This is a genomic window from Thiothrix unzii (genome assembly GCF_017901175.1).
Lineage (GTDB): Bacteria > Pseudomonadota > Gammaproteobacteria > Thiotrichales > Thiotrichaceae > Thiothrix > Thiothrix unzii.
Window position 1 is genome coordinate 1,885,732 of record NZ_CP072793.1, and the last position, 24,378, is coordinate 1,910,109.

At 50.6% G+C, this 24,378-nt stretch carries 29 protein-coding genes; 5 read left to right on the forward strand and 24 right to left on the reverse strand.

What is annotated here, in order from left to right:
* Window positions 1-88 precede the first annotated feature (88 nt).
* The gene (locus J9260_RS09410) at window positions 89-1,057 is read right to left on the reverse strand and encodes an Lcl C-terminal domain-containing protein (RefSeq protein ID WP_210217541.1); all 969 of its coding nucleotides are present in this window, start codon (window positions 1,055-1,057) and stop codon (window positions 89-91) included.
* 305 nt (window positions 1,058-1,362) lie between these two features.
* On the opposite strand from J9260_RS09410, the gene J9260_RS09415 reads away from it, so the two are divergent.
* Genes J9260_RS09415 through J9260_RS09425 form a run of 3 tightly spaced genes read left to right on the forward strand, consistent with a single transcriptional unit; the run spans window position 1,363 to window position 2,254 of the window.
* On the forward strand, window positions 1,363-1,584 hold the full coding sequence (locus J9260_RS09415) for a hypothetical protein (RefSeq protein WP_210217542.1): 222 nt from the start codon (window positions 1,363-1,365) through the stop codon (window positions 1,582-1,584).
* Window positions 1,585-1,620: 36 nt separating this feature from the next.
* Window positions 1,621-1,953, forward strand: a complete 333-nt coding sequence (locus J9260_RS09420; RefSeq protein ID WP_210217543.1) for a type II toxin-antitoxin system RelE/ParE family toxin — start codon at window positions 1,621-1,623, stop codon at window positions 1,951-1,953.
* The gene (locus J9260_RS09425) at window positions 1,940-2,254 is read left to right on the forward strand and encodes a helix-turn-helix domain-containing protein (protein ID WP_202717404.1); all 315 of its coding nucleotides are present in this window, start codon (window positions 1,940-1,942) and stop codon (window positions 2,252-2,254) included. The genes J9260_RS09420 and J9260_RS09425 overlap by 14 nt, the downstream gene beginning before the upstream one ends.
* A 113-nt stretch (window positions 2,255-2,367) precedes the next feature.
* Here J9260_RS09425 and J9260_RS09430 read toward each other — a convergent pair whose 3' ends face one another.
* The 18 genes from J9260_RS09430 to hrcA form a co-directional block, all read right to left on the reverse strand.
* Window positions 2,368-2,913: a gamma carbonic anhydrase family protein gene (locus J9260_RS09430; RefSeq protein WP_210217544.1), complete on the reverse strand. Its 546-nt coding sequence runs from the start codon at window positions 2,911-2,913 to the stop codon at window positions 2,368-2,370.
* 1 nt (window position 2,914) lies between these two features.
* Window positions 2,915-3,487 (reverse strand): ribonuclease HII, encoded by a 573-nt coding sequence (gene rnhB, locus J9260_RS09435; protein ID WP_210217545.1) that lies wholly within the window; start codon window positions 3,485-3,487, stop codon window positions 2,915-2,917.
* Window positions 3,487-4,026, reverse strand: a complete 540-nt coding sequence (locus J9260_RS09440; protein ID WP_210217546.1) for a hypothetical protein — start codon at window positions 4,024-4,026, stop codon at window positions 3,487-3,489. The genes rnhB and J9260_RS09440 overlap by 1 nt, the downstream gene beginning before the upstream one ends.
* A 127-nt stretch (window positions 4,027-4,153) precedes the next feature.
* Window positions 4,154-4,654, reverse strand: a complete 501-nt coding sequence (locus J9260_RS09445) for a class II aldolase/adducin family protein (protein WP_210217547.1) — start codon at window positions 4,652-4,654, stop codon at window positions 4,154-4,156.
* Window positions 4,648-5,796, reverse strand: a complete 1,149-nt coding sequence (gene lpxB, locus J9260_RS09450; RefSeq protein ID WP_210217548.1) for a lipid-A-disaccharide synthase — start codon at window positions 5,794-5,796, stop codon at window positions 4,648-4,650. The genes J9260_RS09445 and lpxB overlap by 7 nt, the downstream gene beginning before the upstream one ends.
* Window positions 5,797-5,800: 4 nt before the next feature.
* Window positions 5,801-6,583 carry an acyl-ACP--UDP-N-acetylglucosamine O-acyltransferase gene (gene lpxA / locus J9260_RS09455; RefSeq protein WP_210217549.1) on the reverse strand — a complete coding sequence of 261 codons (783 nt, stop codon included), beginning with the start codon at window positions 6,581-6,583 and terminating at the stop codon, window positions 5,801-5,803.
* Window positions 6,580-7,032 carry a 3-hydroxyacyl-ACP dehydratase FabZ gene (fabZ, locus tag J9260_RS09460; RefSeq protein ID WP_210217550.1) on the reverse strand — a complete coding sequence of 151 codons (453 nt, stop codon included), beginning with the start codon at window positions 7,030-7,032 and terminating at the stop codon, window positions 6,580-6,582. The genes lpxA and fabZ overlap by 4 nt, the downstream gene beginning before the upstream one ends.
* Before the next feature lie 7 nt (window positions 7,033-7,039).
* The gene (gene lpxD, locus J9260_RS09465) at window positions 7,040-8,080 is read right to left on the reverse strand and encodes a UDP-3-O-(3-hydroxymyristoyl)glucosamine N-acyltransferase (RefSeq protein ID WP_210217551.1); all 1,041 of its coding nucleotides are present in this window, start codon (window positions 8,078-8,080) and stop codon (window positions 7,040-7,042) included.
* 5 nt (window positions 8,081-8,085) lie between these two features.
* Window positions 8,086-8,685: an OmpH/Skp family outer membrane protein gene (locus J9260_RS09470; RefSeq protein WP_210217552.1), complete on the reverse strand. Its 600-nt coding sequence runs from the start codon at window positions 8,683-8,685 to the stop codon at window positions 8,086-8,088.
* Between the two features lie 11 nt (window positions 8,686-8,696).
* Window positions 8,697-10,997, reverse strand: a complete 2,301-nt coding sequence (gene bamA, locus J9260_RS09475; protein WP_210217553.1) for an outer membrane protein assembly factor BamA — start codon at window positions 10,995-10,997, stop codon at window positions 8,697-8,699.
* 2 nt (window positions 10,998-10,999) lie between these two features.
* A complete protein-coding gene (gene rseP, locus J9260_RS09480; RefSeq protein WP_210217554.1) occupies window positions 11,000-12,373 on the reverse strand; it encodes an RIP metalloprotease RseP in 1,374 nt (457 codons plus the stop codon).
* A gap of 3 nt (window positions 12,374-12,376) precedes the next feature.
* Entirely contained in the window at window positions 12,377-13,552 is a 1,176-nt protein-coding gene (gene ispC, locus J9260_RS09485) for a 1-deoxy-D-xylulose-5-phosphate reductoisomerase (protein WP_210217555.1), read from the reverse strand.
* A gap of 8 nt (window positions 13,553-13,560) precedes the next feature.
* Window positions 13,561-14,364 (reverse strand): phosphatidate cytidylyltransferase, encoded by an 804-nt coding sequence (locus J9260_RS09490; protein WP_210217556.1) that lies wholly within the window; start codon window positions 14,362-14,364, stop codon window positions 13,561-13,563.
* Complete coding sequence (gene uppS, locus J9260_RS09495; RefSeq protein ID WP_210217557.1) at window positions 14,357-15,085, reverse strand: polyprenyl diphosphate synthase; 729 nt, start codon at window positions 15,083-15,085, stop codon at window positions 14,357-14,359. The genes J9260_RS09490 and uppS overlap by 8 nt, the downstream gene beginning before the upstream one ends.
* A complete protein-coding gene (gene frr / locus J9260_RS09500) occupies window positions 15,085-15,642 on the reverse strand; it encodes a ribosome recycling factor (protein ID WP_210217558.1) in 558 nt (185 codons plus the stop codon). The genes uppS and frr overlap by 1 nt, the downstream gene beginning before the upstream one ends.
* Before the next feature lie 4 nt (window positions 15,643-15,646).
* Window positions 15,647-16,381, reverse strand: coding sequence for a UMP kinase (pyrH, locus tag J9260_RS09505; RefSeq protein WP_210217559.1), 735 nt, complete (start codon window positions 16,379-16,381; stop codon window positions 15,647-15,649).
* An 81-nt stretch (window positions 16,382-16,462) separates the two neighbouring features.
* Window positions 16,463-17,020, reverse strand: a complete 558-nt coding sequence (locus J9260_RS09510; RefSeq protein WP_210217560.1) for a YqiA/YcfP family alpha/beta fold hydrolase — start codon at window positions 17,018-17,020, stop codon at window positions 16,463-16,465.
* Window positions 17,017-18,075, reverse strand: a complete 1,059-nt coding sequence (gene hrcA / locus J9260_RS09515) for a heat-inducible transcriptional repressor HrcA (protein WP_210217561.1) — start codon at window positions 18,073-18,075, stop codon at window positions 17,017-17,019. Before hrcA ends, J9260_RS09510 begins: the two co-directional genes overlap by 4 nt.
* A 104-nt stretch (window positions 18,076-18,179) precedes the next feature.
* Between hrcA and J9260_RS09520 the strand changes: the two genes are divergently transcribed.
* Together J9260_RS09520 and recN are read left to right on the forward strand one after the other, a co-directional pair.
* Window positions 18,180-19,046 carry an NAD(+) kinase gene (locus J9260_RS09520; protein ID WP_210217562.1) on the forward strand — a complete coding sequence of 289 codons (867 nt, stop codon included), beginning with the start codon at window positions 18,180-18,182 and terminating at the stop codon, window positions 19,044-19,046.
* A 3-nt stretch (window positions 19,047-19,049) separates the two neighbouring features.
* Window positions 19,050-20,711 (forward strand): DNA repair protein RecN, encoded by a 1,662-nt coding sequence (recN, locus tag J9260_RS09525; RefSeq protein ID WP_210217563.1) that lies wholly within the window; start codon window positions 19,050-19,052, stop codon window positions 20,709-20,711.
* A gap of 5 nt (window positions 20,712-20,716) precedes the next feature.
* On the opposite strand, the gene J9260_RS09530 is transcribed toward recN, so the two are convergent.
* The 5 genes from J9260_RS09530 to J9260_RS09550 form a co-directional block, all read right to left on the reverse strand.
* Window positions 20,717-21,052 carry a hypothetical protein gene (locus J9260_RS09530; RefSeq protein WP_210217564.1) on the reverse strand — a complete coding sequence of 112 codons (336 nt, stop codon included), beginning with the start codon at window positions 21,050-21,052 and terminating at the stop codon, window positions 20,717-20,719.
* A 131-nt stretch (window positions 21,053-21,183) separates the two neighbouring features.
* A complete protein-coding gene (locus J9260_RS09535) occupies window positions 21,184-21,657 on the reverse strand; it encodes a rhodanese-like domain-containing protein (RefSeq protein WP_210217565.1) in 474 nt (157 codons plus the stop codon).
* A gap of 12 nt (window positions 21,658-21,669) precedes the next feature.
* On the reverse strand, window positions 21,670-22,344 hold the full coding sequence (locus tag J9260_RS09540; RefSeq protein ID WP_210217566.1) for a response regulator: 675 nt from the start codon (window positions 22,342-22,344) through the stop codon (window positions 21,670-21,672).
* Complete coding sequence (locus tag J9260_RS09545) at window positions 22,337-24,058, reverse strand: GAF domain-containing sensor histidine kinase (RefSeq protein ID WP_210217567.1); 1,722 nt, start codon at window positions 24,056-24,058, stop codon at window positions 22,337-22,339. Before J9260_RS09545 ends, J9260_RS09540 begins: the two co-directional genes overlap by 8 nt.
* A 4-nt stretch (window positions 24,059-24,062) precedes the next feature.
* Complete coding sequence (locus tag J9260_RS09550) at window positions 24,063-24,374, reverse strand: HesB/IscA family protein (RefSeq protein ID WP_210217568.1); 312 nt, start codon at window positions 24,372-24,374, stop codon at window positions 24,063-24,065.
* Window positions 24,375-24,378: the final 4 nt, after the last annotated feature.

A 24,378-nucleotide genomic window follows, 5' to 3' on the forward strand; every position in this document is an offset into this window, starting at 1 on the left:
TTCAAAGATGGACAGGATTGAAGAGGAGTCGCTTCCCTATCCTGCTAATTCCTTCTCCTGCAAATCCCAGTTCAGACAAAAAGCAAAATCACTGACCGGAACGAACTAACCGCACCGCGAGACCATTGCCATGGACGAGCCAATTGCCGTTACCGCTGAGGAAGAAGACATACCAAGCGGCGGACGCATCTTTTTCCGTGGACGACCAGTGCCACTGTGCGGTATTCGGAAAAGCAGTTTGGTTAATTGTTGGGCCTTTATATTCACCTGCTTTATCGTCTTTGCCATCGCACTCATAATCCCACGCTTCTTCCTGAGGTGTGCCGTTACTGCAATACACCAAGCTACGCAGTTCCTCTTTGGTCGGCATCCGCCAGTCGGAATGCCCTGCGAAACTGACATCAGAGCCGAATTTGGACATGGCATCATCCCATTTGTATTCGCTTGCCTCACCGCTGCAACTGTCGCCGCTTTGCCCTTCGGAACAGCGCTTCCACATCAGCTTGGTTTTGGTATCTGTCACCGTGCCGTCGCCGTTGATGCGGTATTGACCGGATGTACTGGAAGAGGATTCGCGGTTGCTGGTGCGGAGTGTGTCGTCTGCGCTAGAAGTTGTGGCGGAGGCTTCTTCGCCCTTGGTTGAAAATTGTATTTTTACTGTTTTGCCTTTGGTGACATCCACGACAACGACGTTATTTTCCGCCTCAATTAAAGTAATGCCATCGGTAACAACGGATAGCTTTTTATTGTTTCTTATTTCATACACATGCTCCCCTTCTTTATCCCTGATAACAAGCTGGAGGTTATCATTTTGTTTCTTTAGGAGATCATGGGAGTATCCGGCATAAAACACACCCACAGGTGTTGCAATACTTTTATCACCAGAAATATCAATGCCATCTGCATCAGCAGTGATCGTAATGGGCAAAAACGGAGGTTTCCAGCCAACACGTAGCCCCTCTGCTTGTGACTGACTCGTGAACGCGATAGCAAACAAAAATAAGAACAGCAAAACAGCACGTGTAAGCCGTGGTTTACTTGCGAATTCACTTACCATTTATAATCTCACTACTCGTAAAGTCCTACAGCAGAACTCAGATAAAACAGAAGAGGGTTTCTGCCTGCCAGTCTGATACCTTTCGCACAGTCGCCGCATATCGTCATGCGTAACCAGCACATTATCACGGTATGTGCCGTGAATATACGCAACTAATCTCCAGAAAGTCTAGCCTTATCGCACTAAAAACACACACTTTCTAAGGTAAATTTCTGTCGGCTGACAACTCATCAGACTGATAGCGTTACCCGATCAACACCCGCCCTATGCTATCCTACCCCCAACAAGATTTTTGGCGTTGGTTTATGTCCGCATCGGTAGCACTCAAGGCAAAGAACACCCCATCCCCCGGCACGGTCGGGCGCGGCAAAGCTGTCACCCTCGATAGCCTTCCCACCCACACGCATTGGACAGACGGGCAAGTCAGCCCCCACCTCGGCGACAGCCTCCACCACTACGCCCAATGGGACACCCCAACCGTCATCGTTTCCGACGGCGCGTATGGCATCCTCGCAAACGAAAAATAGATTGCCATACATACGCGATCCACGTATATTTTTCACATGAAAGCTGTCTTCGTCGAGTCAACTATTTTTGAAAAGCATCGCTCGGCATACCTGCCAGACGATGAGTTTCAGCAGTTCCAGAGCGATTTGCTGGAAAATCCGCTGGTGGGTGACGTTATTCAAGGCACTGGAGGTTTGAGGAAGGTACGTGTTGGCATCCAAGGTCGGGGAAAACGCGGCGGGGCGCGAGTCATTTATTACTACTACGACAGTTTCCAGCGTTTTTATCTGCTGACCATCTATGCCAAAAATGAGATGTCTGACCTGACGGCTGACCAGAAACATCAACTCAAAACATTCATGGAGGTATGGCGTAATGAGCAAGCGTAACTTGTTTGAAGAATTAAGCACAGCCTTGGTGGAAGCTAAGCAACATTCAGAAGGTAAACTCACCTTGCGCACCCATGTTGTGCAACGCGCAGGTGTGCCTGAAATTAAACCACAGGAAATTTTGACGATTCGGGAAATGTTCAATATGTCGCGTGGTGTGTTTGCCCGTCACCTGCATACCTCTGCCCGAACGCTTGAAAGCTGGGAACAAGGACGCACTGCCCCGAATGGTCAGGCGGTAACGCTATTACGTTTAGTGCAACGGCATCCTGAAACCCTGTCCTACATTGCCGAGCTTTGAGCCTACCCGACCACACTCAAGTAAGGCGGCTTGAAACCCGTTGACCCAACCAGCCTGCTGAAGAGTCGTTGTGCCAAAGTAATAACGTTACCCCTCAAACACACACCAGCAAATCAATCCCCTACTGCACTAGCCCGCGTGCGTTCCGCTAATTTCCGATAATATTCCGCCGAATAACGCAGATAGGCTTTTTCTTTAGAGGTAAGTTCCCGTGCTTGTTTGACCGGGCTGCCGACGTATAAATACCCTCTGTGCAGCACTTTTCCGGGGGGAACCAGACTGCCCGCGCCAATCATCACTTCGTCTTCCACCACTGCCGCGTCCAGCACAATCGCGCCCATCCCGACCAAACAGCGATTGCCAATGGTGCAGGCGTGTAACACCGCGCGGTGTCCGATGGTAACTTCTTCGCCAATGATCAGCGGTAAACCGTCAGGGCGGGTATATTCGCCGCCGTGGGTAACATGCAGCACCGCGCCGTCTTGCACATTGGTTAAACGCCCAATCTGAATGCGATTAATATCCCCACGCACTACTGCGGTCGGCCAGATTGACACGCCTTCCGCCAACGTGGTTTGCCCGCTAACATACGCCATCGCGTCGACGTAAGCGGTGGGATGAATTGCCGGAACATGGTCTTCAAAGCGTGTCACTGTCATGTCATTCCCCTGCTTCTAACACTTTGCGCACGGGTGCAAAGCTGGTGCGATGGTGTGGCGTTGCGCCAAATTCCTGTAAAGCGGCTAAATGTTGTGCGGTTCCGTAGCCTTTGTGTTTCGCAAAACCGTATTGTGGATACGTTTTATCCAGCTCCACCAATTCAGCATCGCGCACTACTTTCGCTAAAATCGAAGCCGCGCTAATTTCGGCGACAGTCGCATCGCCCCCGACAATCGCCTGCATGGTGTAAGCAGGCAATTCCGGGCAACGATTGCCGTCAATTTTCACTAAATCCGGCTGAATCGACAGCCCTTGCAAGGCACGCTGCATTGCTAAAAAGGTGGCTTGCAAAATATTGATTTCGTCAATTTCGGCGACTTCCGCACGCCCTAAACTCCACGCCAAAGCTTTGGCACGAATTTCTAACGCGAGTTGTTCGCGACGTTTAGCCGTGAGTTTTTTCGAGTCATTCAACCCGACAATCGGTTGATTCGGATCAAGAATGACTGCGGCTGCGACCACGGCTCCAGCGAGTGGCCCGCGCCCGACTTCATCAACACCTGCAATTAACATTAGACTTTCCGTAACACAAAAACAGAGGCAGGCGGAATATTGAAAAACACCGTACTTACCCGCTGCACGCTGAAACCTTCACGCTGCAAACCGTCAAATAAGCGAATTTGTTTAATAAAGGGGGTGTAGCTCATTTGCACAATGGTTGAGCCGCTGTTAAGCGCGTCACGAAATTGCTCCACCAGTTTTTCGGAATAAAACGGCCCGGTCACTGGCATACACGATACGATCAAGCATTGCCCTAAACCTTCCTCGCTGTTATCCACTGGCAGGGTAAAGAAATCTTTTGCTAACAGAGGCTTATCATCACCAAAACGGGTATGGAATTGCTGCACAAAAGCCGGGTGCTTTTCCACAAAGCTAAACGGGATCGGCGTATCCATAAAGTATTGCGCCACTACACCGCTGCCCGTGCCAATAAAAATGCCGCGTGCATACTGGGAAAAATAACGTTGGGAAACCTCGAACATCTTCGCGCCAAACTTATCGCTGGAACTGATGACGGAGCCTGTGTGCTTGAGTTTGGTCAGGTAAACCATGACACGTCCTATTAGAATATGAATGATTGCATGAGTTGCTGCTCTGCTTCGGCGAGCGTTTGCCCCCACGTTACAATGCCATCGGTGTGCCCTAGCATCGCTAAAATACCGTGCGGTGCGCCTTGTGTTAACACAATATTTGCACCGCAGCCGCCATTTGCGGCGTACCGTAGGGAATATCAGCCGCCGTACACGGGAGCTTTAACCGCTGCGCATTCTGCCATAAATCCGCTGAATGCACATGGATAATAGCCTGAATTTGCGGTGATATTGGGTAAATAACCGCGTGTGTCATGGCTTCTGATGACGGCGAAATTTCGCCCAAAGCGTGTAATTCATTAGCCTGCGGGTCACATGCCGTCACCAGCGCGTAATGCTGGCGTTGCAAGCGCGGCAAGTGCCCTGTTTGCGAACCGGTAATCAAAAACGCATTCGGATTATCCGCCAACGCTGCCCGCACGCTAACATTACCGTAACCCAAACCTTCGTAACGCGCCGGATCTTGCCCAATCAAGTGTTGCGCAAACAAACGCGCACGACATGCCTCCAACGCATCAACCGCCAATGTCGCTGGCAACACTTGCGTAACCTGCTGTAAACGGTACTGAATAACGCCTTCGTTTAACACTTCAACACCTTCCCCATAATGGCACGGGCAGCACTCCTGCTGGCATCGCGGCGCAACTCACCATGCAACCGTTGAAAGCACTGCAATACATAATCGCGCCGTTGTGTGGGTAACTGCATCATTTGTGCCACTGCCTGCGCCACCGCATCGGGTGTTACTGCTTCTTGCAGCAATTCCGGCACTAAGGCTTCATTGGCTAAATTATTCGGCAAGGTCACAAACTGGGTTTTCAACAGTTTAAAGGTGCGCAACAACCACGCAGTTAACGGATGCACCCGATACGCCGCCACCATTAAACGCCCAGCCAACATACCTTCCAACACCGCCGTACCGGAGGCTAACAGGATGTAATCCGCTGCCTGCATCAAAGTACGCGATTGCCCATCAAGTAAAATAAGCGGTAAATCAGGGGCATAGCGTTGCTGGAGCGTCACTAATTCCTCGCGCAAACGGGCGTTAACCACCGGCGTAACACACACTAAATTCGGGTTTTGCTGGCACAATTGTTGCGCAGCTTGCAAAAAATCGGGGGCAAGGTAACGCACTTCACTGCGGCGACTACCGGGTAAAATCGCTAAAATCGGTGCATCTAACGGCAAACCCAATTGTTGCCGTGCACTGTCACGACTTGCATCAAAGCTGACTTCATCTGCGAGTGGATGCCCGACAAATTCCGCTGCAATGCCGTGTTCGTGATAAAAACGCGCCTCAAACGGGAATAAGGTCAGCATTAAATCAATATTACCCTGCATTTTACGCACGCGCTTTTGCCGCCAAGCCCACACCGACGGGCTAACGTAATGCACCGTAGGAATGCCGCAAGCATGTAATTTCGCTGCTAAGGGTAAGTTGAAATCGGGTGCATCCACCCCGATAAACACATCGGGCGGATCATTTTGCCAGCGTTGCAATAACTGTTTACGGATACTGAGCAGTTCAGGCAGGTGTTTGAGGACTTCAATCAAGCCCATTACGGAAAGCTTTTCAAGGGGAAACAGCGTGTGGCAGCCCGCCGCTTGCATTTCTGCTCCGGCAATACCTTCAAACTGACAATCGGGACAAGATTCACGCAACGCACGGATTAAACGCGCTGCCAACAAATCCCCCGATGCTTCACCGGCGACAATAGCAATACGCTTCATGCGCTTAACGGATCAATCCCCGTTGGCTGTGGCGGCAAAAGGCCAGTAACAGCGCAATCTCTTCATGTTCACCGTAAGCCGCTTCGATCTTGGCGAGCGCGTCCTGCACGGGGAGTTGTTGACGATAAAGGATACGGTGGGCTTCTTTGATACGCTGGATGGCTTCCTTACTAAAACCACGGCGTTTCAGCCCTTCCAAATTGATGCTGTGCGGTTCAGCCGGTGCGCCAGACACCATTGCAAACGGTGGTACATCTTTACTCACCGACGAACCCATGCCAGTGAAAGCATGTTCGCCAATTACGCAAAACTGATGCACCAAGGTAAAACCACCCAAAATTACCCAATCACGAATCTCTACATGACCCGCCAAAGTCGCGTTATTGGCAAAAATCGTGTGATTACCGATGATGCAATCGTGCGCAATATGCACGTAAGCCATGATCCAGTTATCATCGCCGACCACCGTTTTACCCTTGTCCTGCACTGTGCCACGGTTAAAGGTGCAGCATTCGCGAATCACATTGCGATCACCAATCAACAATTCGGTGGGTTCACCGCGAAACTTCTTGTCCTGCGGAGCCGCACCCAATGAGGCAAATGGATAAACCTGATTATCCTCACCTAGTTGCGTCGGCCCTTCAATCACTACATGAGAAGCGATTTTCGAGCCGCGCCCAATGCGTACATTATCGCCAATGACGCTGTACGCACCGACCTCCACCCCATCATCCAAGTATGCACCGGGGTGGATAATCGCGGTGGGATGGATTAACCCGTTACTCAAGCGACTTTCTCTTTTTTCGCAGCACACATCAGTTCGGCAGATACCGCCAACTTACCATCCACCCGTGCTTCGGCTTTGAACACCCACATAATGCCTTTGCGCTTTACCAGCTCCACCTGCATTACTAACTGATCACCTGGCACAACGGCCTGCTTGAAACGCGCGTTATCCACCGCCACCAGTAAATACAGCGTATCCGTTTGTGGTTCTTCACCCATCGTGCGAAAACCCAGCAAACCCGTAGCTTGCGCCAAGGCTTCAATAATCAGCACACCCGGCATAATGGGTTGATGCGGGAAATGCCCGTTGACCCACGGCTCATTAACCGTGACATTTTTAATAGCAGTAAGCGATTTACCCACTTCGTATTCGACAACACGGTCTACCAGCAAAAACGGATAGCGGTGCGGAAGGTAATTTCTAATCTGCTCAACATTCATCGTGCCCATAGTGCCCTCAATCTAAATCCTTGTTATGTAAATCTGCCAATTGCTTTTCCAACGCCACCACACGGCGGGCGAGTTTATCCAATTGATTAAAGCGGGCAGCATTTTTACGCCAAACCGCATTTTCCGTTACCGATGTCCCGGATGAATACACACCCGCTTCGGTAATGGAATGCGACACCATGCTAGTGCCAGTCACGATTACACGGTCGGCAATACTTAAATGCCCTGCAATCGCACACATGCCTGCGATTTGGCAATGTTTACCGATTTGCACACTGCCAGCAACGGCGGTGCAAGCGGCAATCGCGGTGTAATCACCAATCTGAGTGTTGTGTCCAATCTGGATTAAATTATCCAATTTAACCCCATTACCAATGCGCGTAGAGCCTAATGCAGCGCGGTCAATGGTGGTATTTGCACCAATTTCCACGTCATCACCGACCACGACATTGCCCACTTGAGGAATCTTGTACCACATACCCCGATCAGGCGCAAAGCCAAAGCCATCCGCACCTAACACCGCGCCGGAATGAATAATACAACGTTGCCCCACCTGCGTTTGGTACGCCAAGGTCACACGCGGATGAAGTTGGGTTTGCGCACCGACATGGCAATTTTCACCAATCACGCAGCCCGCACCGATCATCGCACCCGCATCCAGCACTGCACCGGCTTCAATCACTGCATGAGCACCAACGCTGACACCCTCGCCCAACACTACGTCAGCCGCAATCACCGCACTGGGGTGAATGCCTGTGGCAGGACGCGGGACGGGGTATAACAATGCCACGATTTTGGCATAGGCGAGGTAAGGATCGGTATTAACCAGACAAGATCCCGCGTAATTCGTTGCCAGTTCAGGGGGCAAAATCAATGCGCCAGCCGTACTGGTTTCAAGGTAATGACGGTATTTACCGCCGCGCACATAACTTAAATCATTAACAGATGCCTGATCAATTGCCGCCACCGACGCAAAACACAAAGCCCCATCCCCTTGCAAAGTGGAGCCGGTATAGTCCGCTAACGCTGCCAGTGAATACGTCGCCATCGGTGTTATTCCTTACGGGGCGGTTCTGCGGAAGTCGCTGCGGCTTTATCGGCTTGGAATTTTTGCTCCAAATGCTGCATAACTTTATTGGTCATATCGACACGGTTGCTGGCAACGATGTAATCACTTTCACGTAATACCACGTCAATCTGCTCACGCTCACGTACTTCGCCAATGGCTAACACGATTTGGCTTTGCAAATTATCCACGGCAGTGTCGCGGGCAGTCCGCACTTCCTCACGGAAATCTTCTAACGCCCGCACATTTTTACGTTTACGGTCACGTAATTCACGCTGCTGTTCTAACTTATCAGCCTCGGAAACCGTACCGGCCTCAATACGTACTGCCAGTGCCTCTTCGAGTTGCTGAATCGCTTGCTGCTCTTTATTTAAGCTTTCTTCGCGCGGCACATAGGCTGATTTGAGTTTTTCATTAGCAGCTTTGGATTGCGGTGAATTTTCCAATAACACCGACACATCCACGATGGCAATGCGAAACGGGCTTGTCGACGCATTGTCTTCAGCAATGGCTAAGGCAGGCAACAACAGAGCAGCGAGTAAGCAATGACTCGCTGTCCGTTGAATGAAGGTGGAGAATCCGTTCAAATGCATAAGACCTAGAAAGAAGCCCCGATGCTAAATTGTACCTTCTGCTCTTCATCACCAGTTTTGGAGTTAATCGGCTTGGCATAGCTGATTTCAAACGGCCCAATCGGTGACAACCAAACCGCGCCAATCCCGGCAGAATAACGCATCGCCTTCTCGTCACCGGTACTGGTAGAGCGGTTATAGGCATTACCCGCATCCACGAAAGTGCTCATTTTCAAGCCTTTGACATCTTCCGCAAACGGCACAGGGAATTGCAACTCGGCGGTGGCGGAAGCCATTGTATCGCCACCTAAAATTTGGTCTCTATGGCTGGCACTACGCGGTGCGAGACTGCTTTGATCATAACCACGCACGGAACCAATACCGCCCGCGTAGTATTTATCAAAGAATGGAACTTCGGTAGTTTTACCCGCCGCATTCGATACCCCAACTTTGCCCTTCACTGCAAACGTTACATCATCGGTGACTGGCAGATAAGCCGCACCTTCGTAACTCAGCTTTTGGTATTCCAAATCGCTGCCCGGTACGTTGGCTTGCAAAGACACGCGATGGCGTTGGCCTTCACTAGGGAAAATGGAACGGTTACGGGTATCGTGCACGTAACTCACTGTTACCGGCAACTGCGTATATTTACTGCCGTTTTGAGTTACGTAATTTTTGATTTCGTTAGCTGGGTCACTACCCAATACAATTTCACGTTGCTCCGCGCCCACGTTGAAACTTACCGAGTCGTGTTCACTCAACGGAATGGCGTAGTTGACGGATGCACCTGTACGGTTAGATGCGTAGCTGGAAATATCTTCGGCTGCCGCATCGTATTTATTGTGGAATACGCTAAAGCCACGGCTAATGCCATCCGGGGTGTAATACGGGTTGGTATAACTAATGCTGTAATTTTTATTAACCTTGCTGTTATCAACGTTAATATCCATTTGTTTACCCGTACCCATGAAATTTTCTTGGTTCAGGTTAACGTTAAACAACACCCCTTGCGATTGTGAATACCCAGCACCCACACGGAATTGGTTGGAAGAACGCTCAGTGACTTTCACAATCAAGTCCACTTGGTCTTCTGTGCCTGCGACAGGCTCGACTTCAATGCTTGCTTCTTCCACATAAGGCAAACGCTCTAAACGCACTTTAGAACGCTCAATTTGCTCTTTGGAATACTGCGAGCTTTCTAACTGACGCAATTCACGGCGGAACACTTCATCTTTGGTGCGGTTAGCCCCACGAATGTCGATCCGGCGTACATAAATACGACGACCGGTTTCGACAGCCAAGGTAATACCAACTTGTTTATTGGCCTGATCGAAATCAGGCACCGCATTGATTTTTGCCGCTGCAAAACCTTGCTCACCCAATTTACCTTCGAGGTTTTTACGGGTTTCTTCCAACGCTTTTTGGGAAAATACTTGGCCTTGGCGGATTTTAATTAACTCGCCCAACTGCTCTTTTGACAGCCCCAAATCACCAGCTACCGTAACATCACGAATGCGGTATTGATCACCTTCTTGTACGCCCACCGTCAGGAAAATATCCTTCTTATCCGGTGACATAGTGACTTCCGTAGAAGTAATTTCAAAATTCAGATAACCACGGTCACGGTAGAAAGAAGTGAGGTTTTCCAAATCACCAATGAGTTTATCTTTGGAATATTTATCACGGTCACTCAGGAAAGGAATCGTAAATGCCCCGCGTGGGCCAGATTCCAATTGCTTTAATAAAACCGCTTCAGGGAACGCTTGATTGCCGACGATTTTGACGTTTTTGATGCGGGTTGTCGCACCTTCCTTCACGTTAATATTGACTGCAACGCGATTACGCAATAACGGTTCAATCGTGGTTTCTACGCTCACCCCGTAGTAACCCATCGCCTTGTATTGCTCTTCTAATTCTTGTTGGATGCTCAACAACGCAGCTTTATCAAGGGTATCGCCTTTGCCGACATTGCGGGATTTCAGCACTTCCATGAGTTTCGCGGAAGGAATTTTGCGGTTGCCTTTGAGGTTAATCTCACCGATGGCAGGACGTTCCACCACGTTAACCACTAACACATCGCCACGCCGTCCGACTTTCACATCGTCAAACAAACCTGTGCCAAACAACGCTTTAATGGCATTGCCGGTTTGCTGATCGTCAAAAGCTTGACCAATACGTGCCGGTAAATAGTTGAGCACTGTACCCGCTGGTACACGCTCCAAACCATTAACCTCAATATCACGCACCACAAAACCGGCTGCCCATGCGGTCTGACTCAAGACCACCAAACAGCTTGCAACGGATAAACCAAGTGTCTGTTTTTTCATAATTAATTCATCAACCGCATGAAATCGTTATACAAAGCAAGCACCATCAAACAACCGATGAGTGCCATTCCTATCCGAAAGCCAACGGCTTCCACTTCTGCTGAAACTGGACTACCTTTCACCAGCTCAATCAGGTAATACATCAAATGTCCGCCATCCAACATCGGCACGGGCAACAGATTCAACACACCCAGACTAATGCTTACAATTGCCAAGAATCCTAAAAACGCTCCTAAACCAATCGAAGCACTCGCGCCTGCAAACTGTGCAATCGTTACCGGGCCACTGACATTCTTCAAGGCCACTTCGCCCGTGAGCATACGCCCCATCAGTTTCAATGTCACGACAGACATCTGCTTGGTTTTTACCACACCGCGCCACAATGCTTCAAACACCCCGTAACGCTGGGTAAAGGCCAATTCTGCGCGTGCCGCATCGGTCATGTAAGCACCCACATTCGCACCAAGACTACCCACGGTTTTACCATCAAGCTCTTTGGATTGCGGAGTCACATTGATGCTCACGTCATTATCACCACGCCGGATTTGTAAACTCAGCGTTTGTCCCGCGTGTTTTTGAATGATTTGAATAAACTCATGAACGCTTTGCGGTGAAGTACCCGCCACTGACAATACCTTATCGCCCGCTTGCAAACCTGCTTGCTCAGCAGCGGAGCCTGCCAATACACCACTGATGCCAGTACCGCGCGTCCACAATGACAAACCCGCTTTATTCAGAAAGTCAGATTCGTCTTTGAACATGGGCTTATCCCCCAAATCCAGTACCCGTTGCGCATTATTGCCATCACGAGTGGTAACGCTGACTTCAAGACGCGGAGATTTAAGGTAATCTTCCACCAATAACATGTGCAGATCATCCCACGATGCCACCGGTTCGCCATTAATGGCGGTCAAGGTGTCGCCCGTTTGAAAGCCTGCAATCGACGCTGGTGTGTCTGCACGCACTTCCACCACCGGGCGAAATGTATCCACACCCAGTACAAAAGTCAGCGCGTAAACCGCAATCGCTAACAGAAAATTGGCCAACGGTCCGGCAAACACAATCGCGGCACGCTTCCACAATACCTGACGATTAAAGGCACGCGGCAATTCATGTTCTGGGATTTCACAACCGGCTTCGCATTCGCGCTCGTCCAGCATTTTCACGTAACCGCCTAATGGCAACGCAGCTACCACGTATTCCACCCGATCAGCGTCTTTTGACACCCGTTTCCACAGCGGTTTGCCAAAACCAATCGAAAAGCGCAATACTTTCACGCCTAAACGTCGTGCAACCCAGTAATGACCAAATTCGTGTACGGTAACTAAAATACCGATGGTGACAAGAAATGCGGGAATAATAATAAGCAAGCTCATGGTTTAATGCATTTTCTTATTTTTGATGAACGATAGTGAATGGCGGCGGCTTTCCCCATCCTGAACAATAATATCTTCAACATTCATGGGTGTACCCTCGCTCGCCATTTGCATTACCTGTTTCACGATATGTGGAATAGCGGTAAAAGCAATTTCCCGATTTAGAAATGCTTTAACGGCTTCTTCATTCGCGGCATTTAACGCAATGGTCGCGTAACCACCGCGCGTATGTGCCTCATACGCCAACGCCAGACACGGAAAACGTTCGGTATCCGGCTGTTCAAAATCCAAACGCGCCGTGGCAAATAAATCCAACGGAGCCACCCCGGATACCAACCGTTCCGGCCATCCCAAGCCGTAAGCAATCGGAGTACGCATATCCGGGTTGCCTAACTGCGCCAGGACAGAACCATCATTATAGGACACCATTGAGTGAATGGTACTTTGCGGATGCACAACGACTTGCACACGTTCCGCTGGAAGATCAAATAACCAACAGGCTTCAATCACTTCCAAGCCTTTATTCATCAAGGTGGCGGAATCCACAGAAATCTTTTGCCCCATCGACCAGTTGGGGTGCGCCACCGCTTGTTCAGGAGTGATGTGCGCCAAAGCCTCTTGTGACCAAGTGCGGAACGGGCCGCCGGAAGCCGTCAATAAAATCTTTTCCACGCCGTCTTTGCCGTCACGCGGCAGACACTGAAACACTGCATTGTGTTCACTGTCGATGGGCAATAATACGGCTGAATGTTCGCGCACTGCGTCCATGAACAATTGCCCGGACATAACCAACGATTCTTTATTCGCCAGCAATACCCGCTTACCGGCACGAGCGGCGGCTAAACTGGGCAATAAACCCGCCGCACCCACAATCGCTGCCATCACATAATCGGTTTGTGGATGACTCGCTACCATGCTCAAGGCATCGACACCGGCTAATACTTCGGTTTCACTGCCCGCATCACGCAACGCACTTGCCAGCAATTCCGCTGCACGAGGTTCAACCATGACGGCATAGCGCGGACGAAACTGCAAACATTGCGCCAATAACCGCTCAACGTGGGTGTGCGCAGTCAAGGCAAATACATGAAAACGCTCAGGATGACGCGCCAATACGTCAAGGGTACTTACCCCAATACTGCCACTGGAACCGAGAACTGTAATGCCTTTAGATACCATCACCGACCTCATGCCAGCCACAATAAACCGAGTGCGAAAATCGGTGCGGCTGCCAATAGACTATCCACACGATCTAAAATACCGCCGTGTCCCGGTAAGATTTGACCGCTATCTTTGACCCCTGCCTCACGTTTCAGCAAGCTCTCGAACAAATCACCAGCGACTGACATCAGCACCACAAACATCGACAAAATCATGAAATGAATCGACTTATCCGCAGGCACAGGCAACCACATCGTCGCCAGCGTTGCCCAAGCGGCCGTTACCACGACTGCGCCAGACATGCCTTCGCGGGTTTTACCCGGACTCAAATGCGGTGCAAGCTTTGTTACCCCCCACTTACGCCCGGTAAAATAAGCAGCAGTATCCGCAAGTGCCACTAACGTGATTAAATACAACACGTAGCGAGGATCCATTTGATGCAATTTAAACAGCGCGAACCACGCCGGTAACAGCACAAAAATCCCTAAAATGCGCATTACCAACGAATATTTTTTATACATACCTGCGTTTTTGGGGTAAATCCATAACGCCAGCAAGACCGCCGTCCAAATCGGTACACTTACCCACAACACCGACATCGTAGGCAAGGGTAAAAACACCAAAGGCACGGAAGCCATCAGAATCATCAACGTGCCCATCATGCGTTTTTCAGGCAGATAACAGCCGGTCAAACCCGCCCATTCCCACGCGCCCAAACCCACGATAAACATCATCGAAAACAAGGCAAACAGCGGAGTCGGTAAAAAAATCACCCCCGCGAATACTAAGGTGATGAGCACCAGTCCAGTCATAATCCGTTGCTTAAGCATTCTTCACTCCTGATACCTGATCACCTGTCATTCCGAAACGTCGCTGACGACTGGCAAAATCTGCAAAAGCCGCCTGCAAACTCGCCGCATCAAACTCTGGCCACAATGTGTCCGTAAAATACAGTTCCGCATACGCTAATTGCCACATCAGGAAATTACTGATGCGACGTTCGCCACCCGTGCGAATAAACAAATCCGGCTCGGGTGCGTCACCCGTTGATAATGCTGCCGTAAACCTTGTTTCGTCTATTTCCGCGACGCTTAACTCGCCTTGCAATACCTGCGTGGCCAAGGTCTGCGCCGCTTGTAAAATATCCCAACGCCCGCCGTAATTCGCCGCAATTAACAACTGCATCCCGTCACAGTTTGCGGTTAAGGCTTCCACTTGAGTGATTTTGGTGCGTAATTCACTGGAAAACGCGCTACGGTCGCCGATAAAACGCATCCGTACATTATGCCGTTGTAACGCAGCGGCCTCACGTTCCAATGCCGAAATGAACAACGACATTAAGCCGCTCACTTCCTCTTCCGGGCGTTTCCAGTTTTCACTGCTAAAAGCAAACAGTGTCAAGCAACCCACACCTGCATCACTGCAAGCGCGGATCACCTTGCGGGCTGCTTCGACACCCCGATGATGTCCCATAAGCCGGGGCAGGAACCGCGCTTTTGCCCAACGCCCATTCCCATCCATGACAATGGCAACATGCCGGGGAATCGTCATTAGACCTCCATCAATTCTTTTTCTTTCTTTTCCATCACGACTTCCACTTCCTTAATGTAGTGGTCAGTCAGTTTTTGAATGTCATCGGTAGCGCGACGCTCTTCATCTTCAGAAATTTCTTTCTCTTTCAGCAAGGCTTTGAAATCTGAATTCGCATCGCGACGAATATTACGCACCGCTACCCGCGCACCTTCGGCTTCACCTTTCACCAGCTTCACCAAATCGCGGCGACGCTCTTCAGTCAACGCCGGTAATGGCACCCGAATCGCATTGCCGTCATTCGCCGGGTTCAAACCCAGGTTAGAAGTCAAAATCGCCTTCTCAATTTTGGCTGCCATTGGCTTTTCCCACGGAACCACTTTCAGGGTACGTGCGTCTTCGGTGCTCACGTTAGCCACTTGGCTCAACGGTACTTCAGAACCGTAATAATCAACCATTACCTGATCCAACAGACTCGGATGCGCACGTCCGGTACGAATCTTCGTCAAATCATTTTTCAGTGCATCGATGCTTTTCTGCATCCGTTGTTCTGCATCTTTCTTGATGTCCGCAATCATCACTTCAAACCTCAACCAAAGTACCAACAGACTCGCCACGTACAATTGCAGCAAGTGCCCCCGGTGCGAACATATCAAACACACCTAAGGGAAGTTTATTATCACGGCACATGACCATTGCCGTTAAGTCCATTACCCCCAACTGACGTTGAATGGCATCACTGAAGGATAACCGATCAAAACGTTTCGCCGCAGGATTTTTTTTCGGATCAGCATCGTAAATGCCGTCCACTTTCGTCGCTTTTAGCAACAAATCACATTGCAATTCCACCGCACGTAAACTCGCCGCCGTGTCAGTGGTGAAAAACGGATTGCCAGTGCCTGCTGCGCAAATCACCACATTGCCGCTTTCCAAATAACGTCGTGCTTGGTGTGCGGCGTAACGCTCACCGATTTGGTCGATACCCAACGCCGTCATAATCCGGCATTGACCACCTAACTTTTCGATAGCGTCTTGCATTGCCAGCGAGTTCATCACCGTTGCTAACATGCCCATTTGATCGCCGCGCACCCGATCCATGCCTTTTTCAGCCAGACCTGCGCCACGGAACAAATTACCACCGCCAATCACTACCGCCACTTGCACGCCGGATTGCTGCACTTCCAAAGCTTCGGCGGCAACACGAAACAAAATTTCAGGGTCAATGCCCGAATCTTGATTGCCCAACAAAGCTTCACCGCTAAGTTTCAGCAGAATACGGCGAAAACGAGGTTCAGAATGAGAGGGTGTAGCTGACATAGATTGGCCTGCGCTGGTTAATGTGGGTGCATTTATACAGGTGATAGCCAGACGGGGCAAGCCGGATAATAAGACCGTTACCTAAAACCGATCCACCAATTCCAACAGATCCTGAAAACGGCTGAAGCTGTGATCACCGCCCTGAAACACCGCCTGATGCGCCTGTCGGTAATAGTGCGCGGCTACCTGCCAATCCAGCACTTCATCACCGGTTTCCAGCAATACCAACAAGTTTTTGGGGAATGTCGGGGTAAATTGTTCCAACGCACTCAACGCATCCAGATGCGCGGTGGTAAACAGGTAAGTGCTGGCATCGTGCCAGTTTGTTTGCATTTTCCCCACTAACGGGCGTAATAACAGGCTCGGATGCACTGCCGGATTCAGCAGCACCGCTTTGAGTTGATAGCGGCTCACCAAATACGTGGCGTAAAAACCACCCAAGGAACTCCCGATCAATTTCGGTGGAGTCGGCGCGGTTTCGATCACGCGCGACAACAATGCGATGGCTTGGGCGGGATCATGCGGTAACGCCGGAGCCACCCATTCCGCTTCACGCCCTTGTGCGACTAACCACTCGCGTAATTGTTGGGCTTTGCTCGATAATGGCGAGGAATTAAAACCGTGAATGTATAGCATCATTGGCGGGACTTCAGGGCAACACTTAATAAACGAGCGGTTAAATCCACCACAGGAATGACGCGCTCATAGGCCATGCGTTTGGGGCCGATCACCCCAAGCACACCCAAATGTTCGCCGTCGACTTCATAGGGCGCGGTGACAACGCTGCAATCGTCGAATACCGTTTGCCCAGATTCGCGCCCGATAAAGATTTTCACCCCATCGGCTTGCAAGCACTTATCCAGCAAACTCAACACGTCGCGCTTGCGGGTAAAAGCAGCAAACAGTTCACGTAATTTGTGAATATCCGACAAATCATCGTAACCCATTAAATTGGTTTCACCAGCAATCACACAACCGCCGTCAAGGGTTTCACCGGGTTGTTCCGCCACGGCTTGTTCACCCAAGGCAATCGCGGAAAGCATCATGCGATTCATATCTTCGCGGTGCTGACGCATTTCTTCGAGTAGTGCGGTACGGGCTTGCGACAAATCTTTGCCGATTAAACGTTCATTGAGGAAATTCGCGGCTTGCTGCAATTCGGCGGAAGTAATGTCTTCGTCGAGTTGAATAATACGATTTTGCACTTCGTTGCGGTTCATGACCAAAATCGCCAGCACTTGCCTTGCGGATAAGCTCAAAAATTCAATCTGGCGAATTGAGGATGCCTGACGCTTCGGCAAGGCAACAATTCCGGTTAACTGGGTAATGCCCGATAACAAACTAGAAGCCGATTGAATCAATGCATTAGGGTCACGTTCGGCTTTCAATTGCCCTTGCAAAATATGAATCGACTGCTGCTCTAACGGGCGAACTGTCACCAGCGTATCCACAAACAAGCGATAACCCTGCGAAGTCGGAATGCGCCCTGCCGAGGTGTGCGGCGCACGGATGTAACCCATTTCTTCCAAATCCGCCATCACATTGCGGATAGTCGCGGCACTTAAATCCAGCCCACTACTACGCGCAAGGCTACGTGAACCCACCGGTTGCCCGTCGTGGATATAATTTTCGACCAGCACTTTTAAAATATGCCGGGCGCGTTCGTTTAATTCAGGGGGATTCGTCGCTGTCATGTGTCTGTTATAGGGTTAAATCGCCGCAGATACAAGCCCGTTAGTCTTGCAATTTCAGCCCAGCTTTGCCAGCCTTGCATCTTTACTAGCAACTACTAAACATTATGAGCTTGTTCTCCACCATTGGCCTGTTCACCAAACCTAACGACACCCGCGTTGATAAGACCTTGCAACAATTGCATGAAGACCTGAATCAACAAGGGTTTCAGGTGCTTTGCGACCAAAATGCGGGGCTGATTTTGGGGCTGCCATCAATGGCAACAGGCGAGCTGGCAAGACGGATTGACCTCGCGATTGTGGTCGGCGGTGACGGCACACTATTGGGTGCAGGACGCTTACTGGCGGCGTATAACGTGCCGATTATCGGCGTTAATTTAGGCCGCTTGGGTTTTCTGGTGGATGTTTCGCCGGATGAAATGCAAACCCAACTCGCCGCGATGCTCCAAGGGCAATACCAAGAAGAACAACGCCTGATGCTGCACGCCGAAGCCGAGCGCGATGGTGAATTACTAGGTAGCGGTGATGCCTTTAATGATGTGGTGCTGCACGTGCGCGGTGAAATTCGCATGATCGAATTTACCACTTGGGTTGACGGACATTTCGTCAATACCCAGCGGGCGGATGGGCTGATTATTACCACACCGACCGGCTCTACCGCTTACGCCTTGTCGAGTGGTGGGCCAATTATGCACCCGGCGTTGCAAGCCATTACCTTAGTGCCGATTTGCCCGCATACCCTGAGTGACCGCCCATTGGTATTGAACGGTCACAGCACTGTGGAAATCGAATTGTGTGAACAACGCGATATTCCCGCACGGGTATCGTTTGACGGGCATAATAACATCGCGCTGGAATCCGGTGATCGGGTGCGGATTCGCGCTCATTCGGAAAAAGTGCGTTTATTGCACCCACAAGGTTATGATTACTACCGTATTTTGCGTGAAAAACTGCACTGGGGAGTACAGCTTTAAGCCATGCTGACACATATCCATATCCGCGATTTCGCCATTATTGAAACGCTTGATCTCGAATTACACGCGGGCATGACCGCACTCACCGGGGAAACTGGCGCGGGCAAATCCATTTTGCTGGACGCTATCGGTTTGGTGTTAGGCGACAAAGCCGACAGCAATACGGTACGCCACGGAGCGGATAAAGCCGATCTCACCTTGAGCGTTGATATTACCCAAACACCGTTTGCCCGCGACTGGCTGGAAACGCAAGGCATGGAACACGAGGATGACACTTGCATCCTACGGCGCGTAATTACCGCACAAGGTAAATCGCGTGCTTGGATCAACGGTTCCCCGGCAAACTTAACGCAATTACGCGAACTCGGCGAACAATTGGTGGACATTCACGGGCAACACGAACACCAGTCGCTGATGAAAAAAGACGCGCAACGTCACCTGTTGGACGGTTTTGCAGGCAACGACAACTTGCTGGAGCATACCCGCAATGCTTGGCAAGCTTGGAAGAAATTACACGAGCGCGTCACTGTTTTAAGCCAACAAAATCAGCAACATCAAGAGCGCGTGGAGTTACTGCGGTTTCAGGCACACGAGCTGGAAGCCCTCGCGTTACAAGCAGACGAACCCGAACAATTGGATGAAGAGCTAAATCGCCTCGCCAATGCCGAACAATTACGTGCCACGGCTGAACAAGGTTACGCCCAGTTGTACGATAACGAACCGTCGTTGTACGCGATTTTGGGGCGGTTAATGCACGATTTAGCCCAGCAAGCACAACTCGATAACCGTTTAGAACCCCCGCTGGAACTGCTTACCAGTGCGCAAATTCAGGTGCAGGAAGCCTCGGTACAATTGCGCGATTACGCTGAAAGTCTCGATATTGACCCGGCACGCTTGCAAGCGGTGGAAAACCGGATTGCGGATATTCGCAGTTTTGCACGTAAATACCGTACTGACCCGCGCTTGCTTCCTGAAAAATTACTGAGCATTCAAACCGAACTGGTGCAACTCGGCGGTGACGATTACGACCTTGAAACCTTGGAAAAACAATGCCAAGCAGCAGCGGATCATTACCGTAAACAAGCCAGCAATCTGAGCAAAGCACGCATCAAGGCAGCGCAACAGCTCTCCGCCGGAGTCACCAAAGCCATGCAACAATTGGGAATGCAAGGCGGACAATTCACCATTACGGTCAATAGTGAGACACAAACGGCATTTCAGGCCAGCGGCATGGATAGCATCGAATTCACCGTGAGTGCCAACCCCGGTCAACCGTTAAAATCGTTAATGAAAGTCGCCTCAGGCGGGGAACTATCGCGCATTAGTTTGGCGATTCAGATGATTGCAGCACAGAAAGTGACCCTGCCCGCACTGATTTTTGACGAAGTAGACACCGGCATCGGCGGCGGTATTGCGGAAGTGGTCGGCAAACAGTTACGCGCCCTCGGTACAAACCGCCAAGTGCTGTGCGTTACCCATTTACCGCAAGTGGCTTCGCAAGCGCATCAGCATTACAAAGTCACCAAAATCAAAGGTAAACAACACACCAGCACGGGCATTGAACAATTAAGCCACGCGCTGCGTATTGAGGAAATTGCCCGCATGATTGGCGGTGTAGAAATTACCCCCGCCACCCGTGCATTAGCCGAAGAAATGCTGGGTTAACCACTTTATTGCGGCTTACGCATCGGCAAAGCGCAAAACGTGGTGCATTGCTTATTGTCAGCCAACGTGGTTTCAACCGTTGCTGATGCAGGCGGCGCACTCACCAGAATCACCTTGCCGCTTGCTTCTGTTGGTTTCAGGGTTGCCGGAGTAGTACTCGCTGGGGCGACGGTTTGCGCCTCGTCAGGTTTCGGGCTACTGCTGGCAGCAAACGGGTTTAATTTTGACAAACCCGCTGCTGAACTGGAAGCCGCGTCGGATAACGTTGAACAGCCAGATAAAGCAACGCCGAGGCAAACCCAAACGGCGCACCAAGCTGGCACTTTGAAATAATGTTGCATAAGAATGTTTCTCCTTGCCTCAATAACGGGCACTCATCGCCGTGCAAAATTTACACATACCGTTGAGTGTAGCAAAAAAGAAACACTTTGTTAGAAAAAATGCGTATTTACCACAAAAAGAATCGTGTCGGTTAAGCCGCCGGTTTGGTTTGATCCGGGCGCAACGGCGGGTCAAGCTCTTGCTCGGCAAGATCAATGTCCACTTGAACCCCGTCAACATCATACAAAGGCAGCTCGTAATCGTTCCAGCCGCGCACCCCGGTTTTCATGGAATATACTTGCTGGAAGCCCATGAGTTGCAATGTTACCGCCGCCAGCGCGGTACGATTACCGGAACGGCACACCAATACCACGGGCTGATTGCGGGCTTGCACCAAAGCAGGCACGGTGTCGGAATACCCCCAGTCGGAAGCCGCTTCCAAAATCCCACGCGGCACATGCAAGGAGCCTTGAATGTGACCGCTGGCGAATTCATCCGCTTCACGAATATCCACAATCAACACATTCGGATCCGTTTGGCGCAAATCATCCACATCCCACGGCATTAATTCGCGGACGTGCGCCAGCGCATCTGCCACCAACGCGGCAAAAGTTTTTTCACTCATGGATTTTTTACCCTATAAAGCTGCGTTAGCCGCTTCGACGCGGATACCGTGTTCCACTGCCATTACCGCGGCGGTAATGCGCGAGCTAACGTTCAATTTACGCAAAATGGCTTTCACGTGTAATTTGACCGTACCATCGGAAATACCCAAATTACGCGCAATCACTTTATTGCTTTGACCTTCCGCCAACAGGGTAAGGATTTCGTATTCGCGCGGGGTTAATTCCGAAAACGGATTAGCAATTTTATCTTCCTGCGCACGCCCGTCACCGCCCTGCACTACCCGTGCCAATACCGGCGCGAGTTCCGGGGCAACTACGGTTTTACCGGAAACGATTTCGCGTAATGCCACCACCAGTTCATCCGGCTCAATATCCTTGAGCAAGTAACCGCGTGCACCACTACGCAACGCTTCCACCAAATCGCTTTCATTGCTGCTAGTGGTTAACATTGCCACCCGCAGATTGGGGTGATTTTTACGTAACTGACGTAACACGCTCAGGCCGTCCATTAACGGCATCCGCATATCTAATAAAACAATATCAGGGTCGTGCTTCACCGCTGCCGCCAAACCCTCTTCACCACTACCAACAGCAGCAACAACGCGAATCCCGCGCCGGGTCAATAGATCTTCCAAACCTGCGCGAAACAGGGTGTGGTCATCAATCAGCAATACTTTTTCATTCATGTGTGGTCACTTGTGGTGCGTCCGGTCGGGATACTGGGTGTGCCCCCACCAAATCGGACAATTTTTTAACAAGGGGTGCGTCGAAATTCAGTTGTATCAGTGTACCCTCACCCGGCTCACTTTCAAAATGTATCTCACCGCCAATACGTTCCGCACGCTCTTGCATAATGCGTAAACCGATGTGTTCGCCGGTTGTTGGGTTCGGTTCCGGCAACGGATCAGGTAAACCCACCCCGTCATCTTCCACCAAAATGCTGCACCGCCCTTCTTCCGAAGAGTACATTAAAATCCGTACCGTGCTGGCTTGGCTGTGTTTACGGGCGTTGGTTAACGACTCCTGCACAATCCGAATCACTTCCAATTCCGACTCACGCGATAAATCTTTCAAATGCCAATTGTGGTAAAAGAACACTTCCATGCCAGTGTCTTGGCGGAAACGTTCAGTCAAACGCTCAACCGCCCGCAACACCCCTTTACCATCAATCGGGGCGCGGAAATGCGTAATCAAACTGCGTAATTCGCCGTAAGCCTCGTCAATAGTGTTTTCCAGCCCTTCCAATTCCTGCCAGATTACCGACTCATCGCCACGGTTTAAGGAATCATCAAACAAGCGCACTTTGAAACGTAAACTCGCCAAGGTTTGCGCCAAGGAATCGTGCAATTCGTGCGCCATGCGGGTGCGTTCTTCCATGATCGACAAGGTGCGGGTATCTTCGTCGCTGCTGGCTTTTTCAATCGCCATGCCCAAATGTTGCCCGATGCTAATCAGCAACTCATCGTCTTCACTGCGCTCGTAACGTCCCACCGGAATAAACAGGTTATACACCCCCAAAATCCGCTCGCGATACTGCAATGGAATCGCCAACAGCTCCACCGCCGTCTTACCTTGGCATAATTCCTGACCTAACAAACGATTGCATTGCGAAATATCACTACGCACTTTAATTTCGCTATCCGTCGCCGCACGCCCGCACAAACAACTCGGCGACGGCAAATAATCTTCCAGCGCGACGGCTTCATCGGTCAAACCGATACTCGCCACCAGCCGCATCTTGCCGTCTTTATCCAGCAAACGCACCGTTGCCGCTTCCGCATTGACCACTTCTTTCAAGGTCAGTAAAAAACGGTTGAGTAAATCTTCCAAACTATCGGCGCGGTTAATGCAGCTCGCCACTTCATATAACACCCCTAAGTGGCGTTTTTTCTCGGCAATGTATTTTTCCTGACGGCTTAAACGCTGCTGTTGCACCCGCGAAAGTGCTTGATAATCATCGGTTATCGCATTGATTTGCTCACGAATTTTACGTGACGGACAGCTTTTACCGAAAATCGGCATCCGCGCACTCAAATCCCCTTTGCGCAAACGCATTGCCCAGCGCGACAACTCCATGCCAAATCGCGAAAACTCACGCCATAACCAATACAGCAACGCCAATACGCCGCCGCCGGATACCAGCCACAATGCCGTCATTAGCGGGGCTAACCATTCATAACGCACCCCGGAGCTAATTACCCAGAAATACATCGCGCCAATGATCGTGAGTAACACCAACAGAAAGAGCAAGCTTATTTGCGCCTGCCAAGGTAAATCAATCACCGGACGACCTTCTTGCGTCGCCCAATACGCCTGACGCGCATCCTCAGGTGGCGGGGTCGGTGTTGGCTGAGGCGGGCTGGACTTAGGCGGCGTAAACTGAATAACTTGCTCTTCCACTGAATTACACCTGCGGAGCGCGGTAGTTAGGGTCGTTCGGATTGATGAAAATAAATTCCATCTTGCCTTCCAACTCCACAAAATCCAGACTCATACCTTGTGCCAACGGCTGTGATGCCGCATCCACCACCAGCGTTACACCTTCGGTTTCCACAGTGCTGTCGCCGTCTTTTTGCTGATCGTCAAACCCCATTAAATAATGCAAACCACCGTCTGGCTTTTGCTGAATGGCAATGCGTAATGGCAAACCAATGGCATTGCCTTGTACAGAAGCGGTGCGTATTTGAGTGGCAGCTTGTGGTGTCACGGTAATCATTGAA

Bases quoted from the DNA above. Each gene is read 5' to 3' on its own strand.
- J9260_RS09520 (WP_210217562.1), top strand. From the start codon at position 18,180: ATGAGCTTGTTCTCCACCATTGGCCTGTTCACCAAACCTAACGACACC.
- J9260_RS09410 (WP_210217541.1), bottom strand. From the start codon at position 1,057: ATGGTAAGTGAATTCGCAAGTAAACCACGGCTTACACGTGCTGTTTTG.
- J9260_RS09535 (WP_210217565.1), bottom strand. From the start codon at position 21,657: ATGAGTGAAAAAACTTTTGCCGCGTTGGTGGCAGATGCGCTGGCGCAC.
- rseP (WP_210217554.1), bottom strand. From the start codon at position 12,373: ATGAGCTTGCTTATTATTATTCCCGCATTTCTTGTCACCATCGGTATT.
- J9260_RS09420 (WP_210217543.1), top strand. From the start codon at position 1,621: ATGAAAGCTGTCTTCGTCGAGTCAACTATTTTTGAAAAGCATCGCTCG.
- J9260_RS09540 (WP_210217566.1), bottom strand. From the start codon at position 22,344: ATGAATGAAAAAGTATTGCTGATTGATGACCACACCCTGTTTCGCGCA.
- hrcA (WP_210217561.1), bottom strand. From the start codon at position 18,075: ATGACAGCGACGAATCCCCCTGAATTAAACGAACGCGCCCGGCATATT.
- J9260_RS09415 (WP_210217542.1), top strand. From the start codon at position 1,363: ATGTCCGCATCGGTAGCACTCAAGGCAAAGAACACCCCATCCCCCGGC.
- J9260_RS09550 (WP_210217568.1), bottom strand. From the start codon at position 24,374: ATGATTACCGTGACACCACAAGCTGCCACTCAAATACGCACCGCTTCT.
- recN (WP_210217563.1), top strand. From the start codon at position 19,050: ATGCTGACACATATCCATATCCGCGATTTCGCCATTATTGAAACGCTT.
- rnhB (WP_210217545.1), bottom strand. From the start codon at position 3,487: ATGTTAATTGCAGGTGTTGATGAAGTCGGGCGCGGGCCACTCGCTGGA.
- bamA (WP_210217553.1), bottom strand. From the start codon at position 10,997: ATGAAAAAACAGACACTTGGTTTATCCGTTGCAAGCTGTTTGGTGGTC.
- pyrH (WP_210217559.1), bottom strand. From the start codon at position 16,381: ATGTCAGCTACACCCTCTCATTCTGAACCTCGTTTTCGCCGTATTCTG.
- frr (WP_210217558.1), bottom strand. From the start codon at position 15,642: ATGATTGCGGACATCAAGAAAGATGCAGAACAACGGATGCAGAAAAGC.
- lpxB (WP_210217548.1), bottom strand. From the start codon at position 5,796: ATGAAGCGTATTGCTATTGTCGCCGGTGAAGCATCGGGGGATTTGTTG.
- J9260_RS09425 (WP_202717404.1), top strand. From the start codon at position 1,940: ATGAGCAAGCGTAACTTGTTTGAAGAATTAAGCACAGCCTTGGTGGAA.
- lpxD (WP_210217551.1), bottom strand. From the start codon at position 8,080: ATGGCGACGTATTCACTGGCAGCGTTAGCGGACTATACCGGCTCCACT.
- ispC (WP_210217555.1), bottom strand. From the start codon at position 13,552: ATGGTATCTAAAGGCATTACAGTTCTCGGTTCCAGTGGCAGTATTGGG.
- J9260_RS09530 (WP_210217564.1), bottom strand. From the start codon at position 21,052: ATGCAACATTATTTCAAAGTGCCAGCTTGGTGCGCCGTTTGGGTTTGC.
- J9260_RS09490 (WP_210217556.1), bottom strand. From the start codon at position 14,364: ATGCTTAAGCAACGGATTATGACTGGACTGGTGCTCATCACCTTAGTA.
- J9260_RS09430 (WP_210217544.1), bottom strand. From the start codon at position 2,913: ATGACAGTGACACGCTTTGAAGACCATGTTCCGGCAATTCATCCCACC.
- J9260_RS09440 (WP_210217546.1), bottom strand. From the start codon at position 4,026: ATGGTTTACCTGACCAAACTCAAGCACACAGGCTCCGTCATCAGTTCC.
- uppS (WP_210217557.1), bottom strand. From the start codon at position 15,085: ATGACGATTCCCCGGCATGTTGCCATTGTCATGGATGGGAATGGGCGT.
- J9260_RS09510 (WP_210217560.1), bottom strand. From the start codon at position 17,020: ATGATGCTATACATTCACGGTTTTAATTCCTCGCCATTATCGAGCAAA.
- fabZ (WP_210217550.1), bottom strand. From the start codon at position 7,032: ATGGGCACGATGAATGTTGAGCAGATTAGAAATTACCTTCCGCACCGC.